At 42.0% G+C, this 17,939-nt stretch carries 15 protein-coding genes and 1 tRNA gene; 9 read left to right on the plus strand and 7 right to left on the minus strand.

The genetic code is table 11. The features are described 5' to 3' along the window. Positions 1 to 252 precede the first annotated feature (252 nt). Both N4A56_RS13755 and N4A56_RS13760 read left to right on the plus strand, forming a co-directional pair. Complete coding sequence (locus N4A56_RS13755; protein WP_295548185.1) at positions 253 to 507, plus strand: hypothetical protein; 255 nt, start codon at positions 253 to 255, stop codon at positions 505 to 507. A 176-nt stretch (positions 508 to 683) separates the two neighbouring features. Continuing rightward, entirely contained in the window at positions 684 to 1,151 is a 468-nt protein-coding gene (locus N4A56_RS13760; protein WP_295548187.1) for a hypothetical protein, read from the plus strand. A 53-nt stretch (positions 1,152 to 1,204) separates the two neighbouring features. Here N4A56_RS13760 and N4A56_RS13765 read toward each other — a convergent pair whose 3' ends face one another. Continuing rightward, positions 1,205 to 2,206 carry a DUF4238 domain-containing protein gene (locus N4A56_RS13765; RefSeq protein WP_295548189.1) on the minus strand — a complete coding sequence of 334 codons (1,002 nt, stop codon included), beginning with the start codon at positions 2,204 to 2,206 and terminating at the stop codon, positions 1,205 to 1,207. A gap of 92 nt (positions 2,207 to 2,298) precedes the next feature. Further along, on the minus strand, positions 2,299 to 2,868 hold the full coding sequence (locus tag N4A56_RS13770; protein WP_295548191.1) for a recombinase family protein: 570 nt from the start codon (positions 2,866 to 2,868) through the stop codon (positions 2,299 to 2,301). A gap of 263 nt (positions 2,869 to 3,131) precedes the next feature. Between N4A56_RS13770 and N4A56_RS13775 the strand changes: the two genes are divergently transcribed. The 3 genes from N4A56_RS13775 to N4A56_RS13785 are packed head-to-tail and all read left to right on the plus strand — an operon-like array spanning position 3,132 to position 4,991. Continuing rightward, entirely contained in the window at positions 3,132 to 3,452 is a 321-nt protein-coding gene (locus N4A56_RS13775; RefSeq protein WP_295548194.1) for a hypothetical protein, read from the plus strand. 11 nt (positions 3,453 to 3,463) lie between these two features. Next, positions 3,464 to 4,195 (plus strand): hypothetical protein, encoded by a 732-nt coding sequence (locus N4A56_RS13780; protein WP_295548196.1) that lies wholly within the window; start codon positions 3,464 to 3,466, stop codon positions 4,193 to 4,195. After that, positions 4,170 to 4,991: a hypothetical protein gene (locus N4A56_RS13785; protein ID WP_295548199.1), complete on the plus strand. Its 822-nt coding sequence runs from the start codon at positions 4,170 to 4,172 to the stop codon at positions 4,989 to 4,991. The genes N4A56_RS13780 and N4A56_RS13785 overlap by 26 nt, the downstream gene beginning before the upstream one ends. Positions 4,992 to 5,116: 125 nt before the next feature. Here N4A56_RS13785 and N4A56_RS13790 read toward each other — a convergent pair whose 3' ends face one another. Continuing rightward, positions 5,117 to 6,262: an XRE family transcriptional regulator gene (locus N4A56_RS13790; protein ID WP_295548202.1), complete on the minus strand. Its 1,146-nt coding sequence runs from the start codon at positions 6,260 to 6,262 to the stop codon at positions 5,117 to 5,119. 20 nt (positions 6,263 to 6,282) lie between these two features. Next, on the minus strand, positions 6,283 to 6,957 hold the full coding sequence (locus N4A56_RS13795; RefSeq protein ID WP_295548204.1) for a hypothetical protein: 675 nt from the start codon (positions 6,955 to 6,957) through the stop codon (positions 6,283 to 6,285). A 144-nt stretch (positions 6,958 to 7,101) separates the two neighbouring features. Here N4A56_RS13795 and N4A56_RS13800 point away from each other — a divergent pair, with 144 nt between their 5' ends. Next, a complete protein-coding gene (locus N4A56_RS13800; protein WP_295548206.1) occupies positions 7,102 to 8,241 on the plus strand; it encodes a PIN domain-containing protein in 1,140 nt (379 codons plus the stop codon). 140 nt (positions 8,242 to 8,381) lie between these two features. On the opposite strand, the gene N4A56_RS13805 is transcribed toward N4A56_RS13800, so the two are convergent. From N4A56_RS13805 to N4A56_RS13815, 3 genes are all read right to left on the minus strand, one after another. Continuing rightward, positions 8,382 to 8,468: transfer RNA gene (locus N4A56_RS13805), tRNA-Leu, on the minus strand. Between the two features lie 80 nt (positions 8,469 to 8,548). Continuing rightward, the gene (locus tag N4A56_RS13810) at positions 8,549 to 8,914 is read right to left on the minus strand and encodes a hypothetical protein (protein WP_295548208.1); all 366 of its coding nucleotides are present in this window, start codon (positions 8,912 to 8,914) and stop codon (positions 8,549 to 8,551) included. A gap of 169 nt (positions 8,915 to 9,083) precedes the next feature. Beyond that, positions 9,084 to 12,350 (minus strand): methyl-accepting chemotaxis protein, encoded by a 3,267-nt coding sequence (locus N4A56_RS13815; protein WP_295548210.1) that lies wholly within the window; start codon positions 12,348 to 12,350, stop codon positions 9,084 to 9,086. 275 nt (positions 12,351 to 12,625) lie between these two features. Here N4A56_RS13815 and N4A56_RS13820 point away from each other — a divergent pair, with 275 nt between their 5' ends. The 3 genes from N4A56_RS13820 (at position 12,626) to thiL (ending at position 17,747) form a co-directional block, all read left to right on the plus strand. Then, positions 12,626 to 13,933, plus strand: coding sequence for an alkaline phosphatase family protein (locus tag N4A56_RS13820; RefSeq protein ID WP_295548213.1), 1,308 nt, complete (start codon positions 12,626 to 12,628; stop codon positions 13,931 to 13,933). A gap of 572 nt (positions 13,934 to 14,505) precedes the next feature. Next, entirely contained in the window at positions 14,506 to 16,653 is a 2,148-nt protein-coding gene (locus N4A56_RS13825; protein WP_295548215.1) for an ATP-dependent helicase, read from the plus strand. An 86-nt stretch (positions 16,654 to 16,739) separates the two neighbouring features. After that, on the plus strand, positions 16,740 to 17,747 hold the full coding sequence (thiL, locus tag N4A56_RS13830) for a thiamine-phosphate kinase (RefSeq protein WP_295548217.1): 1,008 nt from the start codon (positions 16,740 to 16,742) through the stop codon (positions 17,745 to 17,747). The last annotated feature ends 192 nt before the right edge of the window (positions 17,748 to 17,939 follow it).

Consider the following 17,939-nt stretch of genomic DNA (forward strand, 5'->3'; position numbering starts at 1 on the left):
TATCATTATTAGATAATTATAAGGCTCTGTTCTAATTAATTTCACATTACTAAGAGCTGCAAGCAACAAGATATTAAAATACTTTAATAAAAAGACTTTTTGAAATTCAATCTGGCAAGAGGAAGGTAAAAGTATGGTTTTCAGACGTAACTTTATTTTATCAATAAGAAGTTGGCACACTGATCATACCCCCCCCTTTTTTTTTGTTCCCATAAAATTAAATTGATCAATGATGATCATGAAAAAAAAAACATGAAAAATATTTCCACGACAACATCCATGCCAAACAGCACCCCAGTAGCATTCATCCCTTTCGTCATCGATAACGATTCAGAATGGAACACACGCTACTTTTACCAAAATGAAAATTACTATTTTTCACTTTCAGATATTTGCAGAGCAATTGGGGCTAACTTTAGCCATACAAAGAATTTACTTACAGAAGAAGAACTGTGTTCATACACTTCTTCTATCGAGCAGGATAAAAAAATACTGAAGATTATGTAACAGTGTCCGGACTGCTCTATCTTCTTCACCGATTAGGCTACCTTTAACCTGACGAATATCGAGAATGGTTCATTTCTGAAGCACTCCCTTCTATCTATCGAAAAGAAGCTCTTCACCTACCAGAAAACTATATCCCTGGCACACTGCCTTCACTTCCAAAAAACTACTCAGAAGCTGTGACCCAACTAATTGAAGCAGCAGATGAAAGAAATGAACTCAAAGCAAAACTGTCTGAAGAGCGCCAGTCAAAAGGAAGGATTAGCGGAGAACGTGAAGCATCAATGGTGGAAAACATTTCTGCTAAGAATAAAAAAATTAGAAAGCTGGAAAATAGATTAGGGGAAGGTGAACACTGGATGAAAGCTGATACAATTACTTGGGCTAAGGAAATGTTTCCAGAAGCTAATACTAATGCAGTATTTTGGGCTCTTGGTACTCGCCTTACGCACTGGTGTGAATCAGGAGAACGCCCTATCAAGAAGGTACCTGGACAGCACTTCAATACTGTTAATGCCTATCCTGCAGTAGCTATTGAAAGCTACCAGAAATTTCTCCAGAGCAATTCAGAGGAACAGGAAAAGATTGCTGAACTGATCAAAAAAAGAGCATCTATTCCTACTGTACTTCCACTTACTCGCCAGTAATTGATAAACAAAAGGCACAGCATAATGCTGTGCCTTTTATTTGTCTAAACTCATCAGCTTTTCTTTTCAAAACCGTGCACTTTCCACTTCATACCTTCTTTGTATTCTGGATGATCTTCAATCATGCGCTTTGGCAAAGAAAAATCATTCGTACTTGAATAAAGATATCGTCGTGACCATTCTGTTTGAAGCGAGTTTATAAAGGTAACATGATCGTCTTCACAAAGTAATGGGCTTTCACCACTCAAAGCTGCAAGCACTGACTCTGCTTGCACTTTTCCTGCTCGTGGAAAAGAAGACAAGAGGGTCATCTTTGCCAATAATTCTTTTGCTTCATTTTCAAGCTTATCTGTCAATGTAGGGCAATACATTGCTAAAACGATATTTTTTGACAATGGCATATATATTTGAATGCCTTTACAAGCGAGACCTAATGAAGCTCTCAAAGGGCTATCGTTATCGTTTGCCAAAACAACAGGGGTATCCGAAAGATGAAATACAGCGCCTGCTGGAGGGGTTAGTAAAAACCACTTTTTAAGGAAAATTAGTTTTGCAAACTCCTCACACTCAGGAATTAACATGCACGCATTGGCTTTTATCTCTTCTTCTGAAGGTTCCTGTTCTCCTTCAAGCTCACGTACTCCTGTAAGTTCTTCAGCAATATCAAAAAACATTTGGGAAATCCAAGCACAATGCTCTCGAGTCGTTGGAGAACGAGTCATTTGCATAGCAATGAAAAAAGAAATTGCACCTCGCTCCTCGAACGTCAGATCATCAATACGCTGACGTGAGACGATGTTAGAAACTATTGGAGCAAGTTCGTTTTCTATTCGTGCAAGTCCAAACTCAGCTGTGACCTTAAAGTCTTCTATTTTGAAATCATAATACTTATTTTCGCAGCCCACATCTCGGATATTCGCAGTAAAAATTATATCGCTGTGCTTATCATACACAAAAACCATTTTCCTCTTCGCACGCGGGTTCTTAGCAAAACCTTTTAGGATAAATTTTGGCACATAATGCTGCTTAACAGGCTGTTTTGTTTTTTTTGACATACTTGTACTCCTTTTCAGAAGAGAACCTTGATATCTTGTAAATTAGCCCATTAAACCTATCAAATTAGAATATTATAATATTATTATCCCTCTTAACTCTTCGCTCTTCTTTTAGCCCGCGCAACAGTACTTTCTGAACATCCCATAAGTTTAGAAATCTGAGCAACACTTTTGCCTTGTGCTACATGCTCCATAATTACCACATCAGAATGCTGCTTATTATGAGCTTCACCATTCTTCTTTCGATACACGCCACGCTCTCTGGCTGCTGCAATTCCTAGCATCTGACGTTCTTTTCGAAGATTAGTCTCAAACTCAGCCATTACAGAGAGCGTCTGAAAAAACATCAGTCCTTCAGGACTACTGGTATCGATATTACGATCCAGAATTACTAATGATGCACCCTTAGATTGAATCTCTTCGAGCATATTGAGTGCATCTTTCGTTGAACGAGCAAAGCGATCCATTTTCCATACAACAAGCGTGTCGCCTTTATCTATATGACGAAGAATCTCTTGCAGCTTTGGCCTTGCAGTGTTCGTCCCTGAAGCCTTCTCTTCAAACAATCCTCCCTCTGGATATGCTTTAATAAGAGCTTCAGATTGAGCAGCAGTATTTTGGTCTGTCGAACTAACTCGGGCATAGAGGTAGATTTTACTCATGTGTCATCTCCAAAGGGGTGTCATGTAGTCTAGACCCTCTCCAGTCCAGACAAGTGGGATAAAAAAATGGCTTAACCACGCAAGTGATTAAGCCGCACATGACACCCTGTCAAGTTGTATACTGTATGACAGGGTAGGATTTTAGCAATTCTATAGGATTTAAAATTTCTTAAAAACTCCCCCTGATTTCTAAAACAATTCCTATATGTTCCAAACATAGGTTGAGTAACTCACCTACTATAACAATCCGGAGGATAACCATCATGATTCATACCATTAAAGACTTAACAGTTGATACATTAGATAAAGTCAGCACTCCCGCAACTCGTGCAGGTAATACTGTTGAGCGAATTGCAACAATGATTGCTCATGGAGTAGACGAAGAAGTGGTGGCTTTACAGTTATCTAAGAATAGCCATCACAACTATGATTACACAACAGCAGATGTCCAAAGTTGCTGCAAGCTCTTTGCTGATACAAAAACTAAAGTTGTGGTTACCAAAAAACAAACCAGAGCACTGATAGAAGACCAAGGAACTTCTACCACCAACACCAAAGACTGTACTCCCATCTTTGAATTCTAAAAGGAGTTTGTATGAATCGCTGCATAACCTCAGGAATTGAGGCCTACTTAAAAGAGCAAAGCCTCAGCCTATCTACTGAGGATTTAAAGACATTTCTAAATGACCCAGACCAGATAGAAACTAGAACTATCTTTGATGGAAAAGTACTCACTGGAGAACACAGCCTTCACTATTCTGAATACCTATACAAAAATCACTTAACAGAAGAGCAAAAAAAACACATTTTCTCTTCTGGTTACGAACTTGGTCACCCTGGCAAAATCCCAAGTCAATCTGAAGCTGACTTATTTCAGTACCTAACTGAAACATATGGAGGTGACGATGTAGAAGGCTTGGTTAAGCACATAAAAAAACACGTCTCAAAGCTTGTCGGCATTCCTTTTAAACGTCTTATTAAAGACGATAGAAGCACAGCATACAAGGTGCTCACTTTATTTTATCGAATTAGTCGAAATCACAAAAAGCAACTTTTCACATTCATAGAAAAACGTTGCGAAAACAAGGCTGAGTTTGAACTGCGTTCATCTTACCCATACGAGGCTGAAAAAAATTCAAGCAAACGAGAAAAAGCTTATCTCAATACAGCAATCTTGGCAGAACTACTTTGCAATCTTGCTTATGGAATGTCTGAGGATGAATTGAAAATAGCGCGAAGAATCAATACAGAACTAGCTGAAGCTGGTTTAAATATGGCGCCTTACATCCGCACAGAGGTAATTGGAGAAGAAAAAAAAATCCCCTAACCATTCTACTAGAAATATCGATATCGCATTGCAAAACCTACTGGAGCTACCTTCTTCAGACCATCTCCCTGACACTTATCAATTGCTATTCCGGTTGTATGCAGCAATATCTTTGCAGGAATATTCCTTTCGCGTACACTCAAATAAATTCTTAGCAAACTTCGTCTATTCTACCGAAATAAAGATGGAAAAGCTCTATAAAGCACGGATAAAGTCATTTGGGGATAAAGATGTTCTATCGCACTTGCTAGGCTACAAAGTTAAAAAAATAACAGCGAATTTAAGACTTCAAGCTGAATTCGTAAAACACATCATTCTTACTTATTCAGTTGGTAAGCCGTCGTCCATCACTGAACGCTTTGGCTCAATGAATTTCCAAATAATTATGGCCATGATTATGCATCATGAAAAATGCAAGATCAAAATCCCATCAAAAATTAAGGGCATTAGTGATGTGCCAAACTCGGTAACATCAATACTAAAAGATGCAGTAAGCTATGCAAAAAACAATTCAGGAGAATTTCCTCCTCTATCTAGGTACTCAGAAGCATTAGTTATGTATTGGGAAATGCGTTATCATCTTCTTGTTAACGCATTGATGTCAGAGGACATTGCATCTGGTGTCAACAGGATGCAAAAAATTGCAGAGTTAGAGTTACTGGTAGACGATAAGTTAGTACAATTTTTTTCGTATAAAGATTCGTCTGCATTTCATGCTTTACCTGAATTGCCATCCAAGTTTGCCAAGCTGCTTGGTTATGAACCTGGAAAGTACATCGATATTGAGAGCCTTTAGCCCCCCCTGTAAAAACTCTAGCAACCACTTTAGCAGCCTAACCCTTGATAAAATTTTCAAGGTGGGCATTTTCCGCAAAAACAAAAAGGCTCTTGAGTTATTTCAAGAGCCTTTTCAGTATTAATCTATGAAGGGTAAAGCGCTAAAATTTTTGATGTTGTACTGGCTTTCTGCTTTTGCAACTCATTGATCAGTTTATCGGGTACACCCTGAATCTCAAGCACATCCTTAATCTCATTTTGAAGCAGCCCAGTCTTTTCTTCAAGAAACTCAAGTGAGACAGAATCCGCAATTAACTGCAAAGCTTCTGCAAAAAGCACAGACTGTTCTTTTGGAAATTCCCCAGGTTCATTTATTCGAATCCCTTGAGCATTCATGTTCTTAACTGCACGAGTATAGGACGACTCTGAAATAACTTTTAAATCTTTTGCTCGATATAACAATGCACCAATAGACACTTTCCATCGAAGTTTAAGATCGACAAATAGTTTGAGGTTCCACCGCTTCGGACATTCTTCTTTAAAAGTCATCCAAGGAAGTAAAAAAGCACTTGCAAAGCGATTGGCTTCACGCTCTTCTTTACTTGTATGAAGTTCCCCTTCTCCATGAAGGATTAAATGACCAAGTTCATGCGCAAGATCAAACCGAAGACGACTACTGGGCTTATCGCTACACAAAAAGATAAATGGAACATTCAAAATTCTAGTCGAAAAGGCATCAACCTTTTTATATTCCTCGCCAGAAAGGTATACAATATTAACACCATGACTCTCAAGAAATGCTGTTAGATCATCGATTGGAGAAGCATTAAGTCCCATATCCTTTCTTATCTGCAGCGCAATCTCTTCTATTTCATAAACCGAAGAAGCTTCCTTCTGATAATCTATAAACTGATCTTCTGGAAAAAGTACCCCTTCTTCTTTAAATAGAAAAAGTAAGTTAGCTATTGCTTGGCCTTTTCTAATTGCTCTTCTTCTATCAGCAACTGAAGTTGAGCGTAGGCACCTAAAATGACATTTATCCGGTTCAACCAATGCAGCATCAAAAGTCTTATTCGACAAAAAACTTGGTGAAACCATCAACAGTCGAGAAAGAGTAAAAAAAGTTTCGATATCAGGGGCAAGGTCACCTTTCTCTATTCTAGTAATAGCAGCAGGAGTCTTCCCTAATCTTTCGGCAAGTTCTTTTTTTGTAAAACCCCGCAACTCTCGAGCCACTGTCACTGACTGGGGGGAAAACGTATTTAGATAATATTGCAGGGCTCTTTTCATAACTTAACTTTTGATTCCATCTATACAGAGTCTTTTTTCTCAGGAGCAACCTCTTTCGTTGCCTTTTTACTGAGACGCAAACGTGTTTTTATTTCTGCAGAGGTATTGCTCACCGACTGTGCTGTGTCAATATCCAGAGTTGGCAACTCAGGCACAGTAACTGGCTCTCGGGTAAACAAAGTTTTAAAAGGTACAAAGTCGACAGCATTTTTTCCTTTTTTACCAGTTGCAGGGACTAGTCGACCAAGAACTGCTTTCTCTAATCCCCATTCCTCACTAATCTGAAGCCCAATAATTATTGAGCCGCAACGAAAATCGAACTCGTCTTCTAGACCTGGTAAAACAAAAGCTGGTTGAGCATAAGCTGCTTTTTTTGCTTTGTTTCCGCCCCTAGGAATGAAATCTATTCCTACTTTATGGCATCTAAAAGAAATACCATGCACATGAAACATTAAGTCCTTATTCGAGATCTGGATGTGATTTGCAGGCTTTAATCCCTTCTCTTTTATTTCTCTGAAGCGATTGAAATGGTTCTCCCAACAGATTGCCCCAAAAGAGTAATTCCCAAAATATTTATCCACAGAAAATGCCTCACAAGCAGCTTCTGCAGCAAGCTGAAAGTGGGAAAGTAAATACTCTAGGAAAAAATCTTTTACACAACCAAGTTGCTCTTCAGAAGGAATAGGCTCGCTCATCAACACCTCATGCTTTTTAAATTGTTTACTGATTGATTGTTTTTTGCAAAAAAATTAACTTGATGCAATTATTTTGTTCTTCATACACACTTTCTGCTACCATCAATCATACAATAAAAACAAATTATTAGAAAAAGGCTAACTATGAACGTGTTTCTTGATACCAACATCTTACACAATGACCATTTAAGCTCAGCGTCTTTAAAGCGACTAGCCGCCCTTTCAAGTGCTGGAATTATCAATCTGTTCCTTCCAGACATTGTCACTCGAGAACTTACTAGCAACAAGGCATTAGAATTTTCCAATAATATTTCTTCATGCAGCAAGACACTCAAGAAGGCACTTAAGCAACATCATTTTTCAGATAAATTTTTAGCCGATTTCCAAGCTGTTAAGAATCAGCTTTTAGAAATAGAAAAAATTGCAGAGAAAGACATTGAAACAAACTTAACAAACTGGATTAAAGAGTCAAAAGCGACTCTTATTCCTTTTGAACATCACTTCATGGGATCAATCCTTGAACATTACTTCAAAGGTGGTGGCGCATTTGGCTCCCGTAAGAACCGTAAAGACTTTCCAGACGCCATGATCGCTGCAACAATTTACAGCTTTGTAGAGAAAGCGGGGCCCTGCAGTGTAATTAGCAATGATAGCAATCTGTCAAAACACTTAAAAGAAAACAAAGAGATAACTACCTATAGCTCAATCAGAAACTACTTAAAGCAGCTTGGTACAAAAATAGAATTTTCTGGCGGCCAAAAGATTTTAGACTACTTTTCTTCAAACCACACTTCCAATCAACTTATTAAATTTTTTAAGAAAAACACAGATTATTTTGATTCTATCTATCTTGAAAATGACATGATCAGCAATAAAAGAGCGATCGAAGTTGAAGCTGACTATTTTGAAGTAAACTCTGCTGACTTTAACAATACAGAAGAGCTCACTGTAACCGACCTGAACTTTATCAATGAGAGCGAATTGGGTGGAAATATTTCTTTTGTTACTAACACTGGACTAAGCTACGTCACAGGCTACAAAGAGTGCTTAATGCTTGAAGAGTACAGAGATATTACCGTGTTTAGTGCGACAGGAAGTGGAGCATGTGAAATTGGCGAATCTGCTCTTATGAAGTTTTCTGGAGAGATCATTTTCAAACTTCTTAATAGGAAAGATGAACACATGATCGAACGACTTAATGAAACCCTGACATACAATGAGTTCAATGAGTTTTTTACAATAGAACTTGAGATAAAGACTGGCGAAATTTTAAACTATCTTTAATCATAAGATATTAACTACAATGGAACTACTGAGCACAGTAATGACGTAAGTGAGGAGAGACTGGGGATAAGAATTCACCAAGAATAAAAAAAGCGTTTATAACAACTTCGAAAAGCTATCATAAACGCTTGATTTTACTCTGGTACCCGGGGCCGGACTTGAACCGGCACGTCCTTGAGGACGAGAGATTTTAAGTCTCTTGTGTCTACCAATTCCACCACCCGGGCTCAGAAAAGGTGAAGACTTCTATACCGCTAAGCGGCATGTCGTCAACCACATTATGCAATTTTTTTTATTTTTTCATTAACTATACGCAAAATCCAGATGAAATATCAATTCCAGCTTCCTTCCATGCCCCTTTTTCAAACTGAAACAGGGTAGAAGATTCAAGGTCTTTTTGAATAGCATACAGGCGCGCAATCGTTTGTACCGGAAAAAACGGAATTACTGCGTCGCAAATGCTGTGCAATAAATTTTCGTCATAATCTGCTAACACGAACTGGATTCGCAACCCATCATCAAGACCGATAAAATCTACATGGTTTGCACCTTGAACATGCAAAACATCTGCAAGCTGTAATTTTAGCTCTTCTTCACACTCTATTAATTCTGCATAGCTCAGCTCAGGGTTGTACTGTACATAACCTAACACTTCGCAATCAAATGTCGCCATTGGTTACTCCTGCTTAGTGAAATACGTAAGCCATTCAAGCCACTCCATACAAATTCTGTCAACCTTCAACAAACTTTTTGTATTGAGCCAAAACGCCGCAAACTTTCCATACCATATGAAAAAGCTCTTTCTCCTGAAAGAAAAAGAGCTTTTTTATGGTATCGAATTGTTACCGCATCTCGCTAATCAGGTGATTCAATCGTTCTGCAAGGCTAGCAAGCTCTGTTACAGAACTTGCAGATTGTTCCATTGCCCGCGATGTTTCGACTGAAATGCGGTTAATCTCTTCAGTAGCGGTTGAAACCTCTTCCGCTGCGGCAGACTGCTCTTCCGCTGCGGTTGCAATGACACGCACCTGATCGGCAGAATCATTCGCATAGGTAAGAATGCTTTCAAGCAATTCTCCAGAGTGCTGCGCCTGTACGGTGCTGCTTTTAACAGCTTCCACTGTGCGTATGGCTTCTTCTCTGTTTTGCTTTGTTACTCGCTGAATTGAGGCGATAGCAGAACCTACTTGTTCTGTTGCATTCATGGTATTTTCTGCAAGCTTGCGAACTTCATCGGCTACCACTGCAAATCCACGTCCAGCTTCACCTGCACGGGCAGCTTCAATGGCAGCATTCAAGGCAAGCAAGTTTGTTTGATCTGCTATATCATTAATCACATCCATTACTTCACCAATAGAAGCAACTTGAGTGGTAAGCTCTTCCATACTTTCAGAAAGCTGAGATGAAACAGTGCTCACTTCACCGATGGTAGCAAGAACTTCCTGCACCGCTTCAGCACCACCTTGTGCTGTTGTACGAGTCTGCTCAGAGTTTTCTGCGGCGTTGGACGCATTTTTTGCAACTTCCATAACGGTTGAATTCATTTCATCCATGGAGGTCGCTGTCTCAGAAGCTCGTTCTCTCTGAATATGTGCGCCTTTGCTGGACTGCTCAATCTGGGCGGAAAGCTCTTCTGCGGCAGAGGATAATTGGTCGCTAATCTCTATGGCATGCTCTGCAAGATTACGCATTTTATTCTGAGCTTTCATCATATCTGTCTGATCGACAACAATCTTCAACGCACCGACAATTTCGCCGGAAGCACGAATAGGAATGGCTGAGAAACTTGTATGCGACTCTTCACCATTCAACGTCATATCAGCTTCAGAGACTTCCTCTACTCCGCTAGCGATAGCTCGATCACAAACACATCGAGATGTCTGACAATCCGTAGAGTGCATCATATCAAAACATTTATTGCCTGACGCATTTTCCGGCAGAATATCTGAGCCAAGATTTTTACCAAAACGGTTCATAAATAATGCGTTTGAATCTGTATCAACGGTCATCAAAACCATAGGCATAACATCAAGGAATTCTACAAAAACACCACACAACACGTTAATGTTGTTGATTAAGACCTCATAGCCACCGTTGAATTGAGTAGCGTCACCACGTTCACGCAAATTACCCTTGCTTACGGCATCACTCAGAGATTCAACAGTACCGGCAAGATCGCGCAGCGTTTCAGGTATAGCCTGCACTGCAAGAGCCAGCTGCCCAAGTTCATCCTTTTGCTGAACGGCGACCTTGGCTCCAAAGTTACCACGAGCTATCTGTTTTGAAAATTCTACAATTCGACTCAGCGGCTTCGTAATGGTTATAGCAATACAGTACGCCAACACCGCAACAGCCAACGCAATACCCAGCGCAACCATCCAAATAGTATTGTTAAGCTGCACAACAGGCGTTGTCACTTCTGCTTGATCGATCTCTGCAATAAGCGCCCATGTTGAGGAGCCAAACTGGATAGGCGCAAAGGTCGATAGCACGGTATTGCCATTGTATCCGGAAATTTCTTTAATACCACTTTCACCAGCAAGCGCCAATTTTGTGGCTTCCGTATTAACTCCGTTATTTTCTACAGTTCCAGCAAATGACGCTGCAACATTACGCTTATCCGAGTCAAGGAATGTACGAGAACGCATTCTGTTATCGCTCCCCACAAGGTAACACTGCCCTGTTTTTCCCATGCCAGCCCGTTGCGTCACAATTTCGTTAATCGAATTAATAGAAAGCTGAAGTCCGACAACAAACTGCACCTCGCCATTTTTTTTCACCGGCTGTGCTAAAAAAGCAACCGGTGCGCCATTTGCGGGTGCATACGGAGCAAAATCACTAATAACAGCATCCCCTGTTGCCAGCGCACGTTTAAACGTATCACCCAGCAAAGTCGAAGCATACGTACCTGTTGTAACATTGGTATGGTAATCGCTTCCATGCGCTACGCTATAAAACACGTTACCATTCTTCTGAATCAGGTAGAGATCTGAAAATCCTTTTTCTGTAGTATAATCTTTAAATAACCCAGAACCATCAGGCTGTTCGTTTGCTAAGACCTCTTCAAGATTTATCTTAACAATCATTGCCCAATTCACTCCGGCAATTTCCAATGGTCGCCCAGAAACCATGCAGAGAGTACCCTGACTATCCACAAACAGCCCTTGCACTGGCTGTTTTGTTTCTTTTATGGCTTGAATATATTCCGTTGTAATAGGAACGCCGAACGTCATTTTGCCATCACCAAGTGTCACAAACGTACTACGCAAAGAAGGTACTTCTTCTGCCAGCGAAACAAAATAAACTTCACCTGTTTTGCCAAGACCTGTGCGGTCTTGAGCAATGGCATTTACTTGTGAGGCAGGGATAGCAATAGCAACATACCCACTCGTGTTGGTTTGGCTGTCGATAAGTCGGGTGAGCATAAAGCCGACAGGTTCTGTGCCTATTGGGGGGTAGACTTCAAAATCTGCTGTTTTTGCCCTGTGTGCTTTTGAACTAATCTCATAAAATGCTTTAGCAAGATTGGAATTTTTCAGCTTCCCTGTCGGCAGCTTTTCTCCAATGTCACTATGCTTTTTAGTAGAGTAAACAATCTGTCCTTCAGGACTGATTAACAGCACGTCTTTCCAGCGGTTTTTGCTACAGAGCCTGCGCATAGTCCAACGCGAAGCAGAATCCAGCTCCTTCCACTGAGCAGAATTTCTGTCACCCGTTGCCATAATTTGCACAAACTTTTTGGTCATCCGGTTGAGATCAGAATCATGACCAAGCATATTCAGCTTTCCTGATTGCTCATGAAAGAAGAGCTCTATCTCACTTTTACGCTGACTCTCAAGAAGACTCATTTTTTCAGTTGCAGAGTTTTGCAAATACCCTACGGTTCCAACAAGACCATGAAGTGAACCTCGCCACTCATGCTGAAGTTCCACCACATCATGCTTTATTGATTCTGCTACTGTTTCCAGCTGTGCATACGCCTGCCGCATTAATGCATCAGATGCGCTATCACTTCCAATCCAGCCAATAATCAATAATGGCAGAAGACCTACAGCAAGAAAATATCCGATCAATTTAGGCTTCATTGAGACGTTCGACAAAAAGCTCATTCTTTACCCCGTTTTTTCGCCAATCCATAAACACATGCTATATTATCGGCAAACTGAATAATAATTTTATCTCTACACGCAAAAACAACATAAAAAACAACAACATTTTTAAAACTGTTGCCCTTTACCATTGTTACAAAATAAAATTATTAGATTTTACATCTTTTTTTAACCGTAACGCATCTTTTTGATACAACAATTCTTGTTTTCAAATTTAAAAAACCACTTCTTTTATTCCCTAGCCCTGCACATGTCCATTTGATAAACAGGTGTTCATGTCATTGTTAGAAAACAACACCAACGGCAAACTTATTATTTTAGGGTTAGATGGACTCCCGCTGTCTCTTGCAAAAAAGCTGGCTGAAACCGGAGAATTTCCATCCCTAGCGCGCCTTACACCAACCGCAACCGAAATGCGCGCAGAACTGCCAGAGCTTTCCCCCGTAAACTGGACAAGCTTTTACACCGCAGCAGACCCCGGAGAGCACGGAGTTTATGGATTCACTCGTATCCATAGCCGCGATTACACCATGGGGCTTTGTAATTTTGAACAGCCACAGCACCCAACTGTCTTTGACCGTCTTGCCGAAGCCGGATATCGCACTCGCAGTATAAATCTACCGAACACATACCCTGCCCGCCCTATCAACGGCATGCTTATTTCCGGTTTTGTGGCAGATGAGTTGTCGCAAGCTGTGTATCCAAAATTTCTTAAGAACATGCTCGGTGCCGACTTCTTGCTCGAAGCAGATACCACCACAGGTGCAACAAACCCTGCGTTTTTACTTGACCAGCTGCGGCAAACGCTGGCTGCTCGAAAACATGCCTTCTCTCTCCTATGGAAAGACGGCGCATGGGACTTGTTCATATTTGTCCTTACGGAAACGGACAGACTCTTTCATTTTCTTTATGACGCAGTGGAGGAAGAAGAGCACCCGTGGCATGCCGAGTGCATTTCTCTTCTAAAAGAATGGGACATGCTCATAGGAGAAGTTCTTGACGCATACGATGCCCTGCCGGAACCAAAGCGCCTTATGTCTTTGGCAGATCATGGGTTCACAAGGCTCATTACCGAAGTAGATGTAAATACGTTGCTACGCCAGATGGGGCTGTTCAAAACACACCTTCCACCAGAAGCATGTGACGAGCTTGATGCACAACAGATCACGCCGCAATGCAAAGCTTTTGCGCTTGATCCAGGTCGTATTTACATCCACACCGCAAGCAGATTTGCTCGAGGCTGTGTTGCAGATGCAGATACGCCAGCATTGGAACAGCATATTTCCGAATATCTTATGACGGTTACCTACCAAGGGCAGCGAGTGTTCAAAACAATCCATAGAGGGCGGGAACTATATACAGGGAAAATGGCGCAATTCGCCCCGAACCTTGTTTGCGAACCTGTTGCAGGGTTTGACCTGAAAGCTAAATTCAACAGACGAGAACCATTTGGATTTTTTGGACGGACAGGAACACATTCTGTACAGGATACTTTCTTTTACGACAGTCAAAACGCACAGCCTCAACAAGTTCGGGATGTTGGCGTGGAGCTTCTTCGACACTTTGGCATACAGGAACGCTAACAGGCACAACAGTGAAGTTTTAGAGCCGCTCCAGCACTCTTTAAATCCTTCTGCAACGATGACTACGTCTTTTTCATTTCTCTCCGACGGGCAGGGAACATAATTCTTCCTCTCCCCCTAGTAGGTGAGAACAATTCTTGTTTGATCTCAGCTTCGGCTTACCAATGACTTTTTTTAAAAATACTGTTTTGTCATTAAGCTGAGGAACACGTTTCCTCGCTAACAATTTTTAATCACAAATCAGTGTATTTTTTCTGTTGCCTCGCGGCGTGTGCACAACTACCTTTCAGGAACACATAATTTTCCACATTCAGGCATTACGACTTTGTCACAACATTTTTTAGAAAATCGCTAGACCTGAAAAAGAATCTTTTTTCCACCAAGAAAAGGTTCTTACGACATAACAAAATCACAAAATAGATATGCCCCGCGCCCCTTATCTTTTTCAAAAGGGGGAATGCAGAGCTGGAACCTTGTTTCACTGGCTTCATCCGTAATCTTTTATTTTCAAGAACGGCTGGCACTTTTGAAAAGAGGTTCCCCTGCCCGCAGAAGGCATCAAAAATAGAATCATGATCGACTACAAAAACGAACTGAATCCAGCCCAGTATGAAGCGGCTACGACGTTAGAAGGGCCTATGCTTGTTATCGCGGGTGCAGGCTCCGGCAAAACCCGCACACTGGTATACCGCCTTGCAAACATGATCGAGCAAGGTGTTTCACCTCACGAAATTTTACTGCTTACCTTTACCCGTAAGGCATCACAGGAAATGCTCAGCCGCGCAGCAGAGCTGCTTGGACATTCCGTCGGCAACATCACAGGCGGTACTTTCCACGCGTTTGCGTACTCTGTCCTGCGCCAAAACCCACCGGAAGAGTACGAAGGTACGCTTTCCATTATGGATTCTGCGGACGCTAACGGTGCACTCAAATACTGCAAAGATAACCTTTCCATCGGTAAGGGTGATAAGTCATTCCCTAAAATTCAAACTGTTATGGGAATGCTTTCTAAAAGCCGCAACAAAGAGATGGAACTCCACGATATCCTGCGTCGCGAAGCTTTCCACCTTGCTGCATACCGTGACGATATAGCCACCATCGGCTCAGAATATGAGCAATACAAAGCGCAGCACGGTCTACTGGATTACGACGACTTACTTTTTAAGCTCGAACAACTTCTTACCGTGAACAAAGAAGTGCGCGAATACTATCAACAGCGCTTTAAGTACATCATGGTAGATGAATATCAGGATACCAACCTTGTGCAGGCACGTATTGTTCGACTTCTTGCAGGCGGTCACGGCAATGTTATGGCTGTAGGCGATGACGCACAGTCAATTTATGCATTCCGTGGCGCAAATGTGCAGAACATTCTTGATTTCCCGAAGCTGTTTGCTGGTTGCAAAATGGTTAAGTTGGAAGAAAACTACCGTTCCATCCAACCTATTCTTGATTTGACCAACTCTATTCTTGCAGAAGCCCCGCAGGCATTTCAGAAAAATCTTTTCTCAAATAAAAAAGACGGCAGAAAACCAGAAGTACTTGTTCCCCTTTCTGACCTGACACAGGCTAAAATGGTTGTGGATAAAATCGGCAAGCTTCGGAAAAAATACAAAAACAACGAAATTGCCGTGCTATTCCGTGCAGGATACCAGTCCTACCATGTCGAAATGCAGTTGAACAAATTAGGACTGAAATTCCGTAAATTCGGTGGACTTAAATACTCCGACGCCGCGCATGTTAAAGACGTAATGAGCTACGTGCGCCTGATTATAAACCCACTCGATTTACCGGCATTCCACCGCCTCACAGCGAACATTAAAGGGGTAGGTCCTAAAACATCTATCCGAATCTACGAGGCAACACAGGCAGAAGACCCAAGCAAGTTGCAAAAAGCGCTTGTACGCTACCCTGAATTGCGTGAAGACCTCGACTTGATCGATACCCTTCGCCGCCAACGTCTTGAACCTGTTGAACTGCTTGAAGAGGTGCTCGCTCACTACAAGCCAAAGCTCAAAACCATTTATCCGGATGACTACCCACGCCGTGAACATGGCCTTGACCAGCTTGTGCAAATTGCTTCCGGCTACTCTGACATCGATCTCTTCTTATCTGACCTTTCTTTAGAAGACCCGACACAAAAGCAGGAAGAAGAAAATCCGGAACTCATAACGCTGTCCACAATCCACTCTGCAAAAGGCTTGGAATGGGACGCAGTGCTCATTATCGACTTAGTGGAAGATCGTTTCCCGTCACGTCATGCTGTACAGAAAGCAGATGAGTTCGAAGAAGAACGACGCCTTATGTATGTAGCGTGCACCCGCGCCCGTAAGTACCTCGGATTGTTTGTTCCGTCTTCACTGTATGCACGCGGCACAGGCGGCAACGAACCAGCTATCCCGAGTCCGTTTGTACGAGATATCCCCGGTTCTCTGTATGAAGAATGGCGCGAAAATTACTCCGGTACGGTAACACAGGCATCACGTCCGACAAGTACACCGCCTCATCGTTCACCACAGAAAAAGAGCGCAGCGCCAAAGCCTACCGCCAGTGCAGCCTCCAGCAGCTCTCTTAACGGCGGCAAGCTTGGATATTGTACGCATAAAATATTTGGTCGCGGAAAAATTGTTCAACACCTTCCGCCAGATAAATACCGCGTCAATTTCCCCGGTTTCGGGCTTAAAGTTATTATGGAAGCATACTTAGTCATGGAAGAGTAAGGCAATATCCATGACCTGTTCTGGCAAACACGTTACTCTTACTGTCTGTGCACCTATGTCAGAAGACAATATTCAGGAGCTGCTCCATGACCCCAAATAAAATATCTTCCGAAGTTGCTTTTTTAGATTGTATTGATCGCCATTTTCCTAACAGCCACGCTCACCTTATTGTAGGGCGTGGCGACGACTGCGCTGTTCTTTCGTGCCCAGAGCGTATGTGTTTATCTTCTGATTTGTTTCTCGAAGATATCCACTTTCGGGAACAATACTTTTCTCCGGCGGAAATAGGACACAAAGCACTTGCAGTAAGCTTGAGCGATATTGCAGCATCCGGTGCAACTCCGCTTGGTTTTTCACTTGATCTTATGATTCCCGAGGGACGAAATCAGGCATACTGGGATGAATTTTTTGAAGGAATGGCAAGCCTTGCAAAGCAATACAATGTACCCCTTGCAGGTGGTGATCTTTCCAAATCACCAATTTTAGGAACATCCGTAACCATATGGGGTGCACCTACCTGCACCGTTGGCGGAACGCCCGTGTTCCTGAACCGCACAGGGTGCTCCGAGGGTGATGTAATCTTTTTGATCGGCGCACTTGGTCTTGCCCGAACAGGGCTGTATGCACTGGAAGGTATCGGGCGTAATGCCGTGGATGAATACCCTGCTGCTACCCGTGCGCATTTATTGCCAACCCCGCAGTTGGAAGCCGGACAGATTATTACCGCCTACAGCGGAGTTACACTGATGGACTTATCTGACGGACTGGCACGCGATATTCCACGCTTGCTGGGCGAAAAAACAGCAGGATCTGCCGACAAGCCTTCCAGTAAAGGAGCAAGCATCAACATAACCACAGATATGCTCCATGCGGAACAACTGTCCTATGCGTTGGAACAAGACCTCGATCCTGTTATGGAAGCATTTAAAGGCGGAGAAGACTATGCATTGCTCGGTACATGCCCTGCCGCTATTTTTTCAGAGTTGAGTCGAAAGCTACCGCTCATGCAGAAATTAGGAACAGTGACAAACAACGGCAAAATTCTTCTCAACGGGCAAGTTGTTACAGAGCACGGTTTCGACCACTTTGCATAGCAAAAAGCCTGCTCTCTCGAAGCACATGCGGTGCCTATGAGTTGCCCAACAGCAAGCAAACCGTTTTACATTCCCCTTAGCCACATCGTAAAATGGTAAGAGCAGCTAAGGGGAGTTACTTCAATTTGTTGAAAAATATTTGCTAGAAAAAAGAACAACACCTCGCTTGTCCTCTTTTCCACAAGATCTCAT

Origin of the sequence: Halodesulfovibrio sp., from assembly GCF_025210605.1 — a bacterium.
Classification (GTDB): domain Bacteria; phylum Desulfobacterota; class Desulfovibrionia; order Desulfovibrionales; family Desulfovibrionaceae; genus Halodesulfovibrio.

Coding starts and splice junctions, on each gene's coding strand:
- N4A56_RS13790 (WP_295548202.1), bottom strand. CDS start 6,262: ATGAAAAGAGCCCTGCAATATTATCTAAATACGTTTTCCCCCCAGTCA.
- N4A56_RS13755 (WP_295548185.1), top strand. CDS start 253: ATGAAAAATATTTCCACGACAACATCCATGCCAAACAGCACCCCAGTA.
- thiL (WP_295548217.1), top strand. CDS start 16,740: ATGACCCCAAATAAAATATCTTCCGAAGTTGCTTTTTTAGATTGTATT.
- N4A56_RS13825 (WP_295548215.1), top strand. CDS start 14,506: ATGATCGACTACAAAAACGAACTGAATCCAGCCCAGTATGAAGCGGCT.
- N4A56_RS13770 (WP_295548191.1), bottom strand. CDS start 2,868: ATGAGTAAAATCTACCTCTATGCCCGAGTTAGTTCGACAGACCAAAAT.
- N4A56_RS13775 (WP_295548194.1), top strand. CDS start 3,132: ATGATTCATACCATTAAAGACTTAACAGTTGATACATTAGATAAAGTC.
- N4A56_RS13780 (WP_295548196.1), top strand. CDS start 3,464: ATGAATCGCTGCATAACCTCAGGAATTGAGGCCTACTTAAAAGAGCAA.
- N4A56_RS13800 (WP_295548206.1), top strand. CDS start 7,102: ATGAACGTGTTTCTTGATACCAACATCTTACACAATGACCATTTAAGC.
- N4A56_RS13820 (WP_295548213.1), top strand. CDS start 12,626: ATGTCATTGTTAGAAAACAACACCAACGGCAAACTTATTATTTTAGGG.
- N4A56_RS13810 (WP_295548208.1), bottom strand. CDS start 8,914: ATGGCGACATTTGATTGCGAAGTGTTAGGTTATGTACAGTACAACCCT.
- N4A56_RS13815 (WP_295548210.1), bottom strand. CDS start 12,350: ATGAGCTTTTTGTCGAACGTCTCAATGAAGCCTAAATTGATCGGATAT.
- N4A56_RS13795 (WP_295548204.1), bottom strand. CDS start 6,957: ATGAGCGAGCCTATTCCTTCTGAAGAGCAACTTGGTTGTGTAAAAGAT.
- N4A56_RS13765 (WP_295548189.1), bottom strand. CDS start 2,206: ATGTCAAAAAAAACAAAACAGCCTGTTAAGCAGCATTATGTGCCAAAA.